The organism is Brevundimonas fluminis (assembly GCF_003934285.1).
Classification (GTDB): domain Bacteria; phylum Pseudomonadota; class Alphaproteobacteria; order Caulobacterales; family Caulobacteraceae; genus Brevundimonas; species Brevundimonas fluminis.
In genome coordinates, this window is record NZ_RQWJ01000002.1 from 604,216 (window position 1) to 619,616 (window position 15,401).

The 15,401-nt window shown below is 71.6% G+C and carries 10 protein-coding genes and 1 pseudogene; 8 read left to right on the forward strand and 3 right to left on the reverse strand.

The window, feature by feature from the left end; translation table 11 throughout:
* Nucleotides 1-93: 93 nt before the first annotated feature.
* Nucleotides 94-1,059: a sodium-dependent bicarbonate transport family permease gene (locus EFJ44_RS03595; protein WP_125255795.1), complete on the forward strand. Its 966-nt coding sequence runs from the start codon at nucleotides 94-96 to the stop codon at nucleotides 1,057-1,059.
* Between the two features lie 287 nt (nucleotides 1,060-1,346).
* Here the strand turns inward: EFJ44_RS03595 and EFJ44_RS03600 are convergent, their stop codons facing one another.
* The gene (locus EFJ44_RS03600; RefSeq protein WP_125255796.1) at nucleotides 1,347-3,704 is read right to left on the reverse strand and encodes an ATP-binding cassette domain-containing protein; all 2,358 of its coding nucleotides are present in this window, start codon (nucleotides 3,702-3,704) and stop codon (nucleotides 1,347-1,349) included.
* A 115-nt stretch (nucleotides 3,705-3,819) separates the two neighbouring features.
* Between EFJ44_RS03600 and EFJ44_RS03605 the strand changes: the two genes are divergently transcribed.
* The 7 genes and pseudogenes from EFJ44_RS03605 to EFJ44_RS13945 all read left to right on the forward strand — a co-directional run.
* Nucleotides 3,820-4,608: a TetR/AcrR family transcriptional regulator C-terminal domain-containing protein gene (locus EFJ44_RS03605; RefSeq protein ID WP_125255797.1), complete on the forward strand. Its 789-nt coding sequence runs from the start codon at nucleotides 3,820-3,822 to the stop codon at nucleotides 4,606-4,608.
* 7 nt (nucleotides 4,609-4,615) lie between these two features.
* Entirely contained in the window at nucleotides 4,616-5,206 is a 591-nt protein-coding gene (locus EFJ44_RS03610; protein WP_125255798.1) for an ASCH domain-containing protein, read from the forward strand.
* Between the two features lie 13 nt (nucleotides 5,207-5,219).
* A complete protein-coding gene (locus EFJ44_RS03615) occupies nucleotides 5,220-5,819 on the forward strand; it encodes a uridine kinase family protein (protein ID WP_125255799.1) in 600 nt (199 codons plus the stop codon).
* A gap of 236 nt (nucleotides 5,820-6,055) precedes the next feature.
* Nucleotides 6,056-6,571, forward strand: coding sequence for an RNA polymerase sigma factor (locus EFJ44_RS03620; protein WP_164511832.1), 516 nt, complete (start codon nucleotides 6,056-6,058; stop codon nucleotides 6,569-6,571).
* 11 nt (nucleotides 6,572-6,582) lie between these two features.
* Nucleotides 6,583-7,563 (forward strand): FecR family protein, encoded by a 981-nt coding sequence (locus EFJ44_RS03625; RefSeq protein WP_164511833.1) that lies wholly within the window; start codon nucleotides 6,583-6,585, stop codon nucleotides 7,561-7,563.
* Nucleotides 7,564-7,651: 88 nt separating this feature from the next.
* Entirely contained in the window at nucleotides 7,652-10,621 is a 2,970-nt protein-coding gene (locus tag EFJ44_RS03630; RefSeq protein ID WP_125255802.1) for a TonB-dependent receptor, read from the forward strand.
* Between the two features lie 881 nt (nucleotides 10,622-11,502).
* Nucleotides 11,503-12,903 (forward strand): annotated as a pseudogene (locus EFJ44_RS13945) (alpha/beta hydrolase family protein); the annotation flags it as partial.
* Nucleotides 12,904-12,924: 21 nt separating this feature from the next.
* Here EFJ44_RS13945 and EFJ44_RS13950 read toward each other — a convergent pair.
* Together EFJ44_RS13950 and EFJ44_RS03645 are read right to left on the reverse strand one after the other, a co-directional pair.
* The gene (locus EFJ44_RS13950) at nucleotides 12,925-14,688 is read right to left on the reverse strand and encodes an asparagine synthase-related protein (RefSeq protein WP_125255804.1); all 1,764 of its coding nucleotides are present in this window, start codon (nucleotides 14,686-14,688) and stop codon (nucleotides 12,925-12,927) included.
* The gene (locus tag EFJ44_RS03645; RefSeq protein ID WP_125255805.1) at nucleotides 14,688-15,356 is read right to left on the reverse strand and encodes a lasso peptide biosynthesis B2 protein; all 669 of its coding nucleotides are present in this window, start codon (nucleotides 15,354-15,356) and stop codon (nucleotides 14,688-14,690) included. Before EFJ44_RS03645 ends, EFJ44_RS13950 begins: the two co-directional genes overlap by 1 nt.
* Between the last annotated feature and the right edge of the window lie 45 nt (nucleotides 15,357-15,401).

The window sequence follows — 15,401 nt, forward strand, 5'->3', positions numbered from 1 at the left end:
ATACCGTCATACGGCTCATCAGCTAGATAAGCTTGAGTTGGTATCCCCCGATCATCAGAAGCGGCCCCCGTCACTTGCCGGGAGCCGCGCCGCATGTCCTCCGCCTTCGATCTGCTGACCTCGCCGGCGATCCTGTTCTTCTTCATCGGCGTGATCGCGGCCCTGGCCCGATCCGACCTGGCCCTGCCGGAGCAGGCGGCCAAGACCCTGTCGCTGTACCTGATGCTGTGCATCGGCTTCAAAGGCGGGGTGGAGGCGCGCGCGGCCGGTCTGTCGGCCGACTTCGGCGTGGCCGCCACGCTGGGCCTCGCGCTCAGCGCCCTGATGCCGCTGGCGGCCTACGCCATCCTGCGGCGGGGCACTAAGCTCGACCGTCCCACGCTCTGCGCCATGGGCGCAACCTACGGCTCGGTGTCCGTGGTCACCTTCGCGGCGGGTCAGCAGCACCTGACGGCCACCGGCGTCGATTTCGGCGGCTACATGGCCGCGGTGCTGGCCCTCATGGAGACGCCGGCCATCTTGACCGCCCTGATCCTGCTGAACCGCGCGGGCCGCGGCATTCCCGGAGAGCGGACCAAGGTCATCAAGGAGGTCTTCGTCAACGCCGCCGCCGTGATGCTGATCGGCAGCTTCGTCGTCGGCGCGATCTCGGGCGAGCGCGGCATGGAGCGGCTGGAGCTCTTCGTCGGCCCGCTGTTTCAGGGGGCCCTATGCTTCTTCCTGCTGGACGTCGGCCTGATCGCGGCGCGCCGGCTGATGGCCGACCACCGCAAGATGACGCCCGGCGTGATCGCCTTCGCCGTCGTGTTCCCGGTGATCGCCGCGCTGGCGACCCTGGCCTCGTCCCGCGCGCTCGGCCTTGAGCAGGGCGATGCAGCCTTGATGGCCGTCCTCGCCGGTTCCGCCTCCTACATCGCCGTTCCCGCCGCCATGCGGCTCGCCGCGCCGCAGGCCGACGCCGGCGTGTTCGTTTCGTCCTCCCTCGCCGTGACCTTCCCCTTCAACCTCGTCCTCGGAATCCCCGCCTATGCGGCGCTCGCCGCCTGGTTCTGGGCCTGAGGACCTTTCCGAAGTTCCTTATGATCACGTTTCGCAGACGCCTGATAGAAACCGCGGCCTCGAGGGACTGAACGCCCCCGCCCTTCCCGTGACCGCCCCAGGCCGCCAGGGATCAAGATCGGGTCGGAAGGCCAGCGTCTTCCAGCGGCTGGGCGCGATGTCCAATCGGCAGGGGAAGCCTTCGGGTCGATCGCCGAACTCCGCTTCCCTCCTTGAGCCACGAGATCGCGAAATCTGTCGAACGCGACGGCCGGATTGCGAAGGATCGGACGAACTTCGTCGCCGCTTCACCGATCGGAAGACGTCGGCCGAGGCTCGGCGAAATCCGCCTTAGATTTCCCGTCGCCTATGCCGCGACGTTCCAGAAGTCGGCTTCCGGCCCGCTCCGTCAGATCTGATGCCTGGCGAAGATGGCTTCCCGTCACCGATCGCCGGCAGCCCGGCAGATCGGCGGGGACGCCCTGAAACACCACTTCGCCGCCGTCCTGACCCGCGCCCGGGCCCAGATCGATCACCCAGTCGGCGCTGGAGATGACGTCGCGATTGTGCTCGATGACGACTACGGTGGAGCCCTGGTCCACCAGACGATCCAGAAGACCGATGAGGGTGTCGACGTCGTTCATGTGCAGCCCGGTGGTGGGCTCGTCGAGGATGTAGACGCGCCCCGAGGCGCCGAGCTCGGAGGCCAGCTTCAGGCGCTGGCGCTCGCCGCCCGACAGCGTGGACAGCGGCTGACCGAGGGTGAGATAGCCGAGGCCGACGTCCTCCAGTCCCGTCAGGGTCCTTTGGATGGGCTTTTCGGTGAAGAAGGCGGCGGCTTCGGAGACGCCCATTTCGTAGACGTCGCTGATGGAGCGGCCGCGCAGCCGATGCTCGAGGACCTCGGCCTGGAACCGGCGGCCTTCGCAGGTCTCGCAGATGGTGATCATGGGATCGAGGTGGGCCAGGTCGGTGTAGATCACGCCGAGGCCTTTGCAGTCCGGGCATGCGCCCCTGGAGTTGGCGGAGAACAGGGCCGGGTCCTGTCCGGTGGCCTTGGCGAAGGCCTTGCGGATCGGATCGAGGATGCCGGTGTACGTCGCGGTGTTGGACCGGCGGGAGCCCGAAGAGAGGTTCTGGTCGATGATGACGGCGTCCGGGCAGACCAGGGGCAGGCAGCCCTGGATCAGGCTCGACTTCCCGGAGCCGGCCACGCCCGTCACGACGGTGAGCACGCCGATCGGGACGTCGACGGCGACGTCCTTTAGATTGTTCAGTGAGGCGTCGCGGATCTGTATCCAGCCGCCGGGGGTTCGCACGGACGTCTTGATCGACCGGCGGCGGGTCATGTGCCGGCCGGTCAGGGTGCCGCTGGTCAGCAGACCGGCGACGTCGCCCTCATAGACGACACGTCCGCCCTGGGATCCGGCCTTCGGCCCCATGTCGACGACGTGGTCGGCGATGGCGATCATCTCAGGCTTATGCTCGACGATGAGGACCGTGTTGCCCTTGTCACAAAGGGTGCGCATCAGGCCGGTGAGGCGGCCGACGTCGTGCGGGTGCAGCCCGACCGAGGGCTCGTCAAAGACATAGGTCATGTCGGTGAGCGCCGAGCCGAGGTGACGCGCCATCTTCACCCTCTGGCTTTCGCCGCCGGAGAGGCTGGAGCTCTCCCGGTCCAGCGTCAGATAGCCCAGGCCGATGTCTTCGAGCGTCTGGAGCCGCGCCCCCAGAGCGTCGATCAGCGGCGCGGCCTGAGGGGTTTGAAGGGCCCGAACGAGATGAAGAAGCTCGCCGACCTGCAGGGCGCAGAGCTCGGCGATGTTGTGGCCGTCGATCCGGCTCGCACGGGCCTCGGCATTGAGGCGCGCGCCGTCGCAGTCGGGGCAGATCGCGCGACTGAAGAGGCGGTCGTACTCCGCGCGCATGTGGGGCTGCAGGGTCTCGGGATCCTTGGCCCCAAGCGACCGCATCAGCCGGGGGATCACGCCCTCATAGGTGACGTTGATGCGGTTGACCTTCACCTTTCGGCCGTCGTCGAGGTCGAAGAGGTTCGCCCGCTCCTCGGCTGAATAGTCCTGAATTGGGCTGTCCGGATCGAACAGGCCGGAATGCAGATAGGCCCCCATCCACCAGCCCTCGACCTCGAAGCCGCGAGCCAGAAGGGCGCCCTGCCGGAGCGATCGAGACTCGTCGACCACGGCCTCCATGTTCAGGGTGACGACGCGCCCCACGCCCTCGCAGGTCGGGCACATGCCGCGGGGGTCGTTGGCGGAGTAGCAGCCCGGCGACGGCAGCGCCGGGACGGCGATGCGCGAGAACAGCACGCGCAGCACCTGCGCCATGTCGGTCACCGTGCCCACGGTGGAGCGGGCGTTGCCGCCCAGCCTCTGCTGGTTGACCACGATGGCGGCGGAGATGTTCTCCAGCCGATCCGCGTCCGGCTGGCCGTAGCGAGGCAGGAACTGCTGGACGAAGGCCGGATAGGTTTCGTTGATGAGCCGCTGGCTCTCCGCGGCGAGGGTGCCGAAGACGAGGGAGGACTTTCCCGACCCGGACACGCCGGTGAAGACGGTGATGCGCCGCTTCGGGATGTCCAGGCTGACGTTCCGGAGATTGTTCTCGCGGGCGCCGCGGACGCGGATCACGTCGTGAGGCTCTGACATGGCGTGGCGTCTCTCGTCTGAAGCGCGATGGAGACTGCCCATCGCATGAACTCTGTAGGGCGCACGGGGTTTACGAGTTATTCCGTACGGCGTAAAGCGTTGCGTCGGAGGTCTGATGGCAAAATTCGAAGGGCGAGGCGGGGATACGAAACGCGGCCTGGAGCTGCTCTGGGGCATCCGGGCCGGGCCGCGTCGCGGGCCGAAGGGGCGGCTCGACGTGCCCCGCATCGTGGAGGCGGCGATCGCCATCGCCGACGCCGAGGGGCTGGCCGCCGTCTCCACCCGACGGGTGGCCGAGGCGGTCGGGGTCTCGGCCATGAGTTTCTACACCTATGTCCCCGACAAGGCGGTGCTTCTGGACCTCATGCTGGACGCGGCGGCGGGGGACGAGGCCGCCCTGCCTACGGAGGCCGACGGGCCGCGTGACTGGCGCGAGGACGTAAGGCGGCTGGCGGTCGCCCAGCGCGCCTGGCTGCTGCGCCATCCCTGGATCCTAGAGGTCACGACCCATCGCCCCGGCGTCGGGCCGCAGGCCATCCGCACCTACGACCGAATGCTCTCGGTGTTCGCCGACCTCGGGCTGGACGAGGTCGAAATGGATCTCTCCGTCACCCTTCTGGTCGACTATGTGCGGGGCTCGGTTCGCAACCTCGTCCGCGCGGCTCAGGTGGCGCGCGACACGGGCCAGAGCGACGAAGACTGGTGGCGCGAGGTCGGACCGGTCCTCGCCCAGGTCGACCTGTCGCCCTGGGCGCTGGCGGCTCATGTCGGCGCCGTCGTGGGCGACCTGTACGGCGCGGGGGATCCGGAGCTGGCCTTCGCCTTCGGACTGGATCGGATACTGGACGGCCTGGAGGCGCTGATCGCGCGAAAGGGCGCGGGCGCGCCGGCTCGGCAGGATTGAGGGCCTCATGCTGTTTCGACGCGAGATCCTGGACCGGATCGCGACCGGCGAGGTGACCGTCGCCTTTCGGGTCTGGCGGCGCCCGACGGTCCGCGCGGGCGGACGGCTCATGACGGCGATCGGCGAGCTGGCGATCGACGCCGTGACGCCGGTCGAGATCGGGGCTCTCTCAGAGGCGGACGCGCGAAGGTCGGGCGCGGAGAGCCTCAGGGCGCTCGTGCGCGATCTGTCCGGCCGTGAGGGGATGCTCTACAGGATCGACTTCCGGCGAGCAGGGCCTGATCGGCGCGTCGCTCTTGCGGGACGACCGGCGGGCGCGCCCGAAGACCGGGCGGAACTGGACGAAGCCCTGGCCCGGCTGGACCGGGCCAGCCGTACCGGACCCTGGACGCTCGACCTTCTCACCAGGATCGACGGGCAGCCTGAGACGCCGGCTCGGCGGCTTGCCGACGAACTGGGCATGGAGACCCTCGCCCTGAAACGAAGGGTGCGGCAGCTGAAGGCGCTCGGGCTGACGGAAAGCCTGCGGACGGGCTATCGGCTGAGCCCTCGCGGCCGCGATCACCTTCGCGCCCGGATGAGGAAGGACTCGGGCTGATGGATTTTTGCACATGACGAGCGGCGCCGTTTCAGTCGCGGGCCTGGTCGCGGACGTCTCTGCGATCAGGGTCGGGGATCGTCCGGTCATCGTCGGCATCGACGGACGAAGCGGCGTGGGCAAGTCCACGCTCGCGCGGGCAATCGCCGCACAGACCGCGGCGACGGTGATCGGCGGCGACGACTTCTTCGCCGGCGGCACGACGCTCGTCGACGCTCCGCCGGAGCATCTGGCGGACCTCTGCATCGACCGGCAGAAGCTTCTCAGGGTTCTCGAAGACCTGCGATCGGGGCGGACCGCCGCCTGGCGCGCCTTCGACTGGGAGGCGTTCGACGGGCGCCTTGAGGTCGCCCTGACCCAGGCAGCGCCGGCCGACGTGATCATCGTCGAGGGCGTCTACAGCTGCCATCCGGACCTGCGTCCGGTCCTCGACCTGAGGGTGCTGGCGAAGGTCGCACCGGACGTCCGGGAAGACAGGCTGAAGGCGCGCGAGGGCGAGATCGGACCCTGGGATCGCCAGTGGCACGCGGCGGAAGACTGGTACTTCGCGACCCTGGCCCCCGACACGGCCTTCGACCGCGTCGTCGACACGACGGACGAGTACCGCCTCTGATTGCACGGCGCCCCGCTTGATCTCATGACGGGTTCGGACCGATAGTGTCCGGGCGTCGCGCTGCGACGCCGAGGCGTGAGAACCTCGCTTGAGACGACTTCACCGATCCGCGGCAGCGGCGTGGCGAGCGCGTATGTCCAGGCTCCTTCGGGGGCTAAAGGCGCCTGCGCATGCCTCAAGCATGTTCTCAACACCCGGTGCTTCGGCCGGGCTCGCCTCGAGATGGAGGCGAGCCCGTGTCGAACTCTGCAGACCCCCTGCCCTTGCCCGAGCCCGATCCGGTCGAGCCGGGCCCGGGGGCCGACATCCTGTTCCGGGGCCATGCCGGCTGGCTGCGGTCGCTGCTGCAGCGCCGCTTCGGGACCGAGGCGGCCGAAGAGCTGGTGCAGGACACCTGGGTCCGGGTCCTGGCCTCGGGACGCGTCTCGGAAATCCGCAGCCCCCGGGCCTTCCTCTGGCGGGTGGCGTCGCGGCTGGCGCTGGATCGGGCGAGGCGAAGCGCACGGCGGCCGCGTCCGACGGCGTGGCGCGAGGACGCCGGCCCCGGCGTGGCGGGCGAGCAGGCCGAGCGCCTGCTGCTCAAACAGGTGATCCTGGATCTGCCGGATCCGCTGCGGGAGGTGTTCCTGCTCAGCCGCGTCGGCGGACTGACCTATGAATCCATCGCCCGTCACTTGAATATATCCGTGAAGACGGTCGAATGGCGCATGTCCCGGGCTCTGGCCCGATGCGCCGAGCGGCTGGACGACTGAGGCGGAGGCGGATGACCCGATCGATCCCCGACGCGCGGATCCGCGAGGAGGCCGCCGACTGGTTCGCGCGGCTCAACGCCCGCACGGTCAGCGTCGGCGACCTGGAAGCCTTCCGGGCCTGGCGCGCGACGCCGGCCCATCGCGACGCCTATGCGGCCGTCGAGGCCGCCTGGGCGCGCGGCGGCGAGCTGCGCGACGACCCCGAGATCCAGGCGGCCCTGGCCGAGGCGGTGGTGCGTCCACATCGCGGGCCGCGCTTCCCCATGCGGGGCGTCGCGGTCGCGGCGGGGGTGGCGGCTCTGGCCCTCGTCGGGGCCGGCGGCTGGTGGCTGCAGACGCGTCCGGTCACCTACAGCACGGAGACCGGGGAGCGTCGGCTCGTGCGGCTGGAGGACGGGTCCGAGGTGCATCTGGACACCGCCACCCGTCTGATGGCGCGGCTGCGGGACGGCCGGCGCGACCTCGTTCTGGTGTCCGGCCAGGCCCTGTTCAGCGTCGCCCATGATCCCGCGCGACCCTTCACCGTGCGGGCGGGAGACGTGAACGTGGTCGCGCTGGGCACCCGCTTCGACGTTCGGCGCGAGGGGGAGGCGGTGCGGGTCACCCTGCTGGACGGCGGGGTCTCGGTGAAGGCGGAAGGGTCCCGGGCCGGCGACTGGCGCCTCGCGCCGGGACAGCGGATCGTCGCCGGAGGTCCGGCCGCGTCGGGTCAGGTGCGGGGGCCGGTGCGGGTCGACGTGCGCGCGGCCGTGGCCTGGACCGAGGGGCGGCTGGAGTTCGACGGCGTGGCCCTGTCGGAGGCGATCGCCGAGGTCAACCGCTATGAGACCCGTCCGCTGCGGCTGGCGGCGGGGGTCGACGCCGACCTGCCGATCAGCGGGGTGTTCGACGCCGGGCACGGGCCGGCCTTCGCCGAGGCCGCGGCCCAGCTCCACGGGCTGAGGGTGCGGATCTCGCCCGAGGAGATCCGGCTCGAGCCGGGGTCGGGATAATTTTTCTCGTCGGCCCGTCAGGGTGCGCCGGACCGACCGGCGTCTTTCTCCCTGCCGCCCCTTTGCGGCCAACGACGGGGAGACGCCCATGAGGCTCAGACGGATTTTGACCACCACCGCCCTCGGCCTCATGCCGCTGGGCGCCCTTGCCATCCCGGCCAGTCCGGCGGCGGCTCAGACGCCGGCCGAGGCCGTCGTCGACTTCGCCCTGCCCGCCGGGCCTCTGGATCGGAGCCTGCGGCTGGCCGGGTCGCAGTCGCGCCAGAGGCTGCTGTTCGATCCCTCGGCGGTGGCCGGGCGCACGGCCCCGGAGGTGCGGGGACGCATGACGGTCGACGCGGCCCTGGCACGCCTGCTGGCCGGGACCGGGCTCGAGGCGCGGCGCACCGCTTCGGACGTCCTGGTCGTTCGGCCGATCCAGATCGCGGAGGCGCTCGAGGTCACCGAGGTCGAGGAGATCGTCGTCACCGGCACCCTGATCCGCGGGGCCGGCGACGGCCCCTCGCCGGTGACCACGGTGACGCGGGCCGACGTCGATCGGCTCGGCTACGGCGGGGTCGCCCAGGCCCTTCAGGCCCTGCCGCAGAACTTCGGCGGCACCGGCAATGAAGGCGCCCTGCAGAACGGCGCCGACACCAGTGCGTCCAACGGCAGTTTCGCGTCGGGCGTCAATCTGCGCGGCCTGGGCAGCGACGCCACCCTGGTCCTGGTCAACGGACGGCGCATGGCCGGCTCGGGAGCCCGGGCCGACTTCGCCGACATCTCCACGATCCCGACGGCGGCGATCGAACGGATCGACGTCCTGCTGGACGGGGCCTCGGCCCTCTACGGCTCCGACGCGGTCGGGGGCGTCGTCAACATCATCCTTCGCCGCGACTTCGACGGCGGCGAGACCCGGCTGAGGGCCGGGTCGACGACCGACGGCCCGAGCGGGGAGTGGACCTTCGCCCAGAGCCTGGGCCGGCGATGGACCACGGGCGGGGGCTTCCTCAGCTATGAGCATCAGGACCGAGAAGCCCTGCCGGCCTCGGCCCGCGACCGCGCCGGCGACGCCGATCTGAGGCGGTTCGGCGGCAGCGATCGCCGCTCGATCTACGCCAACCCCGGCAACATCGTCAGATTCGACGCGGCGCGCGGCGGCTATGTGCCCCTGTTCGCCATCCCCGAGGGTCAGGACGGGACGGCGCTCAGCCCCTCGGACTTCCGCCCCGATCGCGTCAACCTGGAGAACACTCGCGCCGGGATGAACGTGCTCGGCCGTCAGACCCGGCACAGCGTCTTCGCCGCCGGCCATCAGTCGCTGGGCGAGCGGCTGACCCTGAGCGGCGACCTACGACTGGGATGGCGCGACTGGGAGACGGTGGGCACGCCGGCGCCGGCCCTGATCACGGTGGATGGGCGCAATCCCTTCTTCGTCTCGCCGACCGGGGCGACGTCGCACCAGATCGCCTATAATTTCGGGGAGGACATCGGCCGGGCCCGGATCTTCGGCGAGACGGAGAACGCCGGGGTCAGCCTGGGCGCCGAACTGAAGCTGTTCGGCGACTGGCGCGCCGACGGCTATCTGGCCTGGGCGCGCGAGAAGACGGAAGGCGGCTTCTCCAACCAGATCAACACCACCTTCCTGAACGAGGCTCTGGGCCGGACCGCCGACAATCCGGCGACAACCTACAGCGCGGCCCGCGACGGCTTCTTCAATCCGTTCGGCGACGGCTCGAACACGCCCCGGGCGGTGCTGGACTTCATCTCCCAGGGCGGGTCGCTGTCGCTCAACGAGTCGGAGGTGACGACGGCCAATCTGCAGGTCGATGGGACGCTCATGACCCTGCCGGGCGGCCCGCTCCGCCTTGCGGCGGGGGTGTCGGCGCGTCGCGAGATCCAGCGCGACGGCGGCTTCTCCTTCACCTCGGGCCTCACGCCCTCGCCCTACGCCTCGCGGGAGTTCACCCGCGACGTGGCCGCCGCCTTCCTGGAGGCCCGCGTCCCCCTGTTCGGCCCGGACAATCGCCGGCCGGGCTTGGAGCGTCTGGAGCTGTCGCTGGCCGGTCGGGTCGAGGACTATGACGACGTCGGCTCCTCGGCCAACCCCAAGCTCGGGGTGCTCTGGGATCCGACGGAGGACTGGCGTGTCAGGGCCAGCTGGGGGACGTCGTTCCGGGCCCCGGCCCTGGTGGAGCTGAACGACCGGCCCGCCAACAGTCCCAGCCTCCTGCCGCGTGGGGCGGGCCAGACCCTGACCATGCTCCGCTACGGCGGCAACCCGGACCTCGAGCCGGAGGAGGCCGAATCCTGGACGGCCGGGATCGAGTTCCGGCCCCGCGGCATGCCCGGCCTGAGGCTGTCGGCGAACTGGTTCTCGACGCGGTTCGACCGCCGGATCGGCCGGCCGGTGCTCGACAACATCCTGGGGGCGCTGAGCGATCCGGCGCTGGCCGCCTTCGTGCGTTTCATCAATCCTGCGTCCAGCGCCGAGGACCGGGCCCTGATCCAGTCCCTACTCGACGATCCGGCGACGCGGCTGGCGGGCACGTTCCCGGCCGACGCCTACGGGGCCATCGCCGACGCCCGCTACGTCAACACCGACCGGCTGGAGGTCGAGGGCGTGGATCTGTCGGGGTCCTGGTCCTTCGAGCGCGGTGAAGACCGGTTCACGATGAGCGGATCGGCGTCCTGGCTGCTGCGCTATGAGAGCCGGTCGACGCCGACCGCCCCGACGGTGGATCGGCTCGACACGCCCAACAATCCGCTCGACCTGCGTCTGCGCGCGGGGTTCGACTGGTTCCGCGGACCGTTCGGCGCGGGCCTGACGCTGAACCATGCGGACGGCTACGCCGATCTTCAGGGTCGGTCGATCGACGCCTCGACGACGGCGGATCTGCAGCTGCGCTGGACGCCCGAAGGCGGCCGGCTGGACGGGGTCTCGGCGGCGCTCACGGTGCGCAATCTGTTCGACGCCGATCCGCCTTTCTACGACGCGCCTCAGGGCATCGCCTACGATGCGGCCAACGCCGACGTGCTCGGCCGCTTCATCTCGCTGCAGGTCACGCGGCGATGGTAGGGGGCCGGACGTTCGCCGGCCTCCTCGCATCCCTCAGCCTGATGCTCTCCGCTCCCGCGGCGGCCCAGAACGGCCACAAATTATTCGCGGTCGAGGATCTGCTGGCGATGGAGGCCTTCGCCGGGGCGCGCGTCGACCGATCGGGGCGGTGGGTGGTCTGGGAGCGTCGTGGCCGGTCCGACGGGGCGGCCACCTACGCCTATGGGGCGCTCACGACGGACCTGCTCACCGACCTGGTGGTGGTCGACGCCTCCGGCCGCCGTCCGGATCGGGTGATCGGGGCGGAGGACACGGCCGGCTATCGAGCGGGGCCGATCTCGCCCGACGGTCGCCGGATGATGGTGCACCGGCTGACGGCCGAGGGCCGGACTCTGGGCATCCTCACCTTCGAGACCGGAGAGATCGTCTGGACCGACCTGTCGGTCGATCTGCCCATCCTCGGAAGGACGGCGGCGTGGAGAAACGACCGTGAGATCGTCGCCCTCCTCACCCCCGAAGGGCGCCAGCCCCTCTACTACCGCCTCGGCTGGGAGGTGCAGGCCCGGACGTCCGACGCCTGGGCCCAGGCGCTGGAGGGCCGCGAGAGCACGGCCCTGCAGGTCTGGAGCGGTCGGAACCGGGACCGGCGCCCGCAAAGGACCCCGGGGGCCCTGGCGGTTCTGGACGTCGAGACCGGAGCGGTGCGTCGCCTCGCCGAGGGCGAGATGTTCGACCTCGAGGTCTCGCCGGACGGGACGCGCGCGGCCGTGCTGGAGAACGGCGAGGAGGTGCAGACCGACGGCGGGCGTCTGGCGATCGGCGATCCGACCCGGCGCCGACGGCTGCGGCTGATCGACCTCGACGACGGCCGCATCGTCGAGGCCCTGTCCGATCTCGACGTGATGAGCCACCTGCTGACCTGGTCGCCGGAAGGGTCGGAGCTGCTCGTCTTCGCGCGTTCGCCGGGGGCAGACTGGGCGAACGGCGGGTTTCACCGGGTGAGTCGCGACGGCGGGAGCCGCGTCGTGGCTCTGGCCGGGGCCCGGCCGGCGGTCCTGCGTATCGGGGGCGAGCGCATCCCCATCGTGCGCGGGGGCTGGGTCGCCGGTCGGCCGGTCGTCCTGATCGAGGCCGAGGACGGTCCCCTCTGGCTCGATCCGGAGACGGGAGAGCGGCGGGCCCGGGACCGGTTCGGAAAGCTCGTGCGAGACGGCGACGAGACGCTGTTCGACGGGGGCGAGGGTCTCGGTCGCTGGGGCGGTCCGCTCGCCGAGGGGCTGCGGCTGGCCGAGGACGGGGCGACGCGCGATGGCGGGAGTCGGGCGAGCTGGAACCCGACCGGCGCGGCCGCCTCGACGGCGGTCGACGCCTCGGGGTGCCTGAGAGTGGAGCGGGGAGGCGAGGCCTTCTGCCCCGAGGGCCCGGGCCGTCGCGTGGCCGCCGCCGGGGCGACGGCCGTCTTCGTCGAGGCGCGGGACGACGGGACCACCCTGGTCCGGCTGCAGCGGCCAGACGGCGGTCGGGACCTCACCCGTCTCAATCCCGACCTCGCGGACGTCGCCTGGGGCGAGATCCGGGAGGTCGGTCACGCCGGGATCGACGGCCGTCCGCTGAAGAGCTGGCTGCTCGTGCCGCCGGGCGATCCGCCGGCGGCGGGATGGCCGCTGGTGGTGACGATCTATCCGGGGCGGACCCACGAGACCGCGCCGGCGGCGCTGCGGCCGGGATCGGAGGGCGGCTACGTCAACGCCCATGTCCTGGCCGCCGCGGGCTACGCCGTCCTCGTGGCGAGCCTGCCGCTGGAGGACGACGTCGACGGGGCCCTTCCGGACCTCGCCGCGCGGATCGATCTCGCCGTGGACGCCGCCCTCGCGCTCGGCGGCCTCGACGGCGATCGTCTGGCCCTGCTCGGCCACAGCTACGGCGGTCGTGGGGTGCTGGTGGCCGGGACCCAGACCGGGCGCTACCGAGCCCTGGTCGCCTCGGCCGGGGCGGCGGACTACGGCAGCGGCCTGCACGACACCCTGCACGCCCAGGCCTCGCCGGAGGACGGGATTCTGATCAATGCGGTCAGCGGCTGGTTCGAGGTCGGACAGGGTCGGATGAGGTCTCTGCCCTGGGACGATCCCCCCGCCTGGACGGGGGCCAGCCCCCTCTACCGGGCGGACCGCATCCGCACGCCGGCGCTGCTCATCCACGGCGACCTCGATCCTCAGGCGTATGAAGTCATGTTCGCGGCGCTCTACCGGCTCAACCGCGAGGCCTCGCTGATCACCTATAGAGGCGAAGGTCACAACCTCGCCAGTCCAGCCAACGTCGTCGATCTACACCAGCGCGTCCTGGCCTGGCTCGAAGAGCGGCTGGCCCCGCGCGGCGAGACGGGCGCGCCAGCGCCGCAGCCACACCTCGAGCACGAGACGGATGAGGACCATGTTGTAGGCGCCGTCGGCGATGAGATGGGCCGGGTCGAGGTCGGCGCGGAGGGCGTCGGGGTCGACCAGTCCGGCTGAGACCAGCGCCCCGTCGATCAGGAGGTCGTTCGCAAGGGGCAGGGTCCGTCGCACGACCTGGCCGTAGTAGGTGCTGAGCTCGCCCTTGCCCCGGCGGCTCAGCACCGCGTCCGGAAGGCGGTCGGCGAAGAGCCGCCGGGCGAGGTCCCGGTCGCGGCCGCCTTCGACGAGGACGTCGGCGGGGATGCCGAGACCGGCCTCCATGACGGGCTGCGTCAGCAGCGGATGAAGGAGCTCGGCGGCGCGGCGGCGCAGACAGTCGCCGTGGAAGACCTGGGCGTTGACCAGCTGGCGGATCTGGCCGCGCTTGGCCGGAGGGACGGCGTCAAGGTCCGTGAGCCAGGGATGAACCTCCGGGCCGGGCGAAGCGCCCGCTTCGGGGTCGGCGCGCATCCCCAGACCGAAACGATGGCGCACGGCGTCGCCGGCCACCCTCCAGGCCGAGCGGCGGGTCCAGCGCGCCAGCCGGTGCAGGAAGCGCGGATCGAGGCCCCGAAGACCGCGCCGGGCGAGGCGGTCGGCGGCGACCGCGGGCGTGCCGTACTGAAAGAAGACGGCGTCTCCGCCCTGCCCCGTCAGGAGCGCGGAGGCGCCGTGGTCGGCCAGCAGCCCGGCGGTCTCGGCGTCGTACTCCACGTCCAGGCCCTGAAGGCCGGGACGCAGGCCCTCGGCGAGACGCTCCAGATCCGTTCGGGTCAAAGCCGCCGGGCTCTTGGGGCGTTCCAGCAGCCGCAGGTCCGCCCGTTCCGCCACGGCCCGGGCCCAGGCGCGCTCGTCGCCCTCCGGCTCCATGGGATGGAAAGTGAGCCAGGGGGAGACGCCATCCGCGAGACCCAGCCGCGCCGTCGTGCCGGCGACGACGGCGGAATCGAAGCCCCCCGAGATCTCGCCGATGACGCGGGAATGGGGCGCGAGAAGGTCCCGGGTCGCGGTTTCGACGGCGATCCGGAGATCTTCGGGCGCCACGGCACGGGTCGCGGCGCGGGCGGGGGTCCAGACCTGCCGGACGTCCGGCGCCCCGTCACGGGTGAGCGTCAGGACCGCGCCGGGGGCGACCGCATGGATCTCGCGAAGGGCCGAGGCGCCCGAGGCGGCCGCCGGATGGGCCAGGATGAGGGCGAGGCGATCGAGGTCGACCTCGATCTCGTCCGGCAGGAGGTCGTCGAGCCCGGAGTGGGCGTCGGACGCCGCCACCCACAGCCGGCCGCGCCGCCAGACGAAGGCGTCGAGCGCCCCGGCCGGATCGCGGATCACCGTGACGGCCCCGTCGGCGGGGCCGCTGAGCAGGGCGACCCAGCCGCCCCAGCCGTCGCTCATGAGACGCGAGGCGAGGCGGAGGGGCGAGGTCGGCGCCGGACGGTTGGCCGGCGGCCCGTGACGGCGGCCCAGCAGCAGGCCGTCCGCCAGCGGAATGACCGGCAGGCGAGAGGCGGCGGACGTCCAGACGGCCGGGCGCCGTGAGACGCGCCGCCAGCCGGCCGCGGCGAGGCGCGGAGACAGGACGGCGAGCGCCGCCTCCAGCCGCGCGTTCTGCGGATCATGGGCTCCGATCGCCAGCCAGTCGGTCGGGCCCGGCATCAGACCGCCAGAATGGGCGTGTAGGCCGAGAGCCGTTCGACGTCGTCGTTGAGACAGACGTCCTCGCGCTGGACCCAGCAGTGGGCCCGGAAAGGCCAGGTGCGCACACCGAACACCCAGCGCGCGGTCAGACCGCGGCGCCGGAGAAAGGCGACGAGCAGGGCGGAGCGGCGCAGGCAGGCGCCCTCGAACGGCAGCCAGGGCAGCAGCTCGGAGAAGACATGGGCGGCGTCGTGGACCGCCGACGGGTCGCCGGCTTCAGGGGGCGGCTCGAGCGCGACGCGGTCGCGGGGCGCGGCCAGGGCCAGAAGCCGCGCCGTGGTCGGATCGTCGCCGCATCGCGCGAGGTCGACGAGGGCGAGGACGGCGGACAGGAGATGGTCGGCGCGAACCCGCGCCCGTGCCCTGTCGCGCAGGTCCCGCGTCGGGCGGGTGATCGGCGGCGAAAGGACGGGTTCGGCCGCATCGGCGTCGGATGCGAAGGGCACGACGTAGCCAGCGTCGCGAAGCGCCGCGGCGCCGGGGGCGGTCAGCTTCGGATCGCCGTGCGGCCCGTCGCGGTCCACGACGTCGGGAAGGCAGAAATAGGCGTCGGCGGCGAGGTCCAGGACCACGAGATCGGCGCCGACGGCGGCGAGACGGGGCGTTCCGGGCGGAGGGAGCGGCATGGGGCGCAAGCCGTGTCGGACGCCGGACCGAAGCCCGGCGTCCTG

Excerpts from the sequence above, each read along its gene's own strand:
- EFJ44_RS03600 (WP_125255796.1), bottom strand. The coding sequence starts at position 3,704 with ATGTCAGAGCCTCACGACGTGATCCGCGTCCGCGGCGCCCGCGAGAAC.
- EFJ44_RS03610 (WP_125255798.1), top strand. The coding sequence starts at position 4,616 with ATGCTGTTTCGACGCGAGATCCTGGACCGGATCGCGACCGGCGAGGTG.
- EFJ44_RS13950 (WP_125255804.1), bottom strand. The coding sequence starts at position 14,688 with ATGCCGGGCCCGACCGACTGGCTGGCGATCGGAGCCCATGATCCGCAG.
- EFJ44_RS03605 (WP_125255797.1), top strand. The coding sequence starts at position 3,820 with ATGGCAAAATTCGAAGGGCGAGGCGGGGATACGAAACGCGGCCTGGAG.
- EFJ44_RS03625 (WP_164511833.1), top strand. The coding sequence starts at position 6,583 with ATGACCCGATCGATCCCCGACGCGCGGATCCGCGAGGAGGCCGCCGAC.
- EFJ44_RS03630 (WP_125255802.1), top strand. The coding sequence starts at position 7,652 with ATGAGGCTCAGACGGATTTTGACCACCACCGCCCTCGGCCTCATGCCG.
- EFJ44_RS03595 (WP_125255795.1), top strand. The coding sequence starts at position 94 with ATGTCCTCCGCCTTCGATCTGCTGACCTCGCCGGCGATCCTGTTCTTC.
- EFJ44_RS03615 (WP_125255799.1), top strand. The coding sequence starts at position 5,220 with ATGACGAGCGGCGCCGTTTCAGTCGCGGGCCTGGTCGCGGACGTCTCT.
- EFJ44_RS03645 (WP_125255805.1), bottom strand. The coding sequence starts at position 15,356 with ATGCCGCTCCCTCCGCCCGGAACGCCCCGTCTCGCCGCCGTCGGCGCC.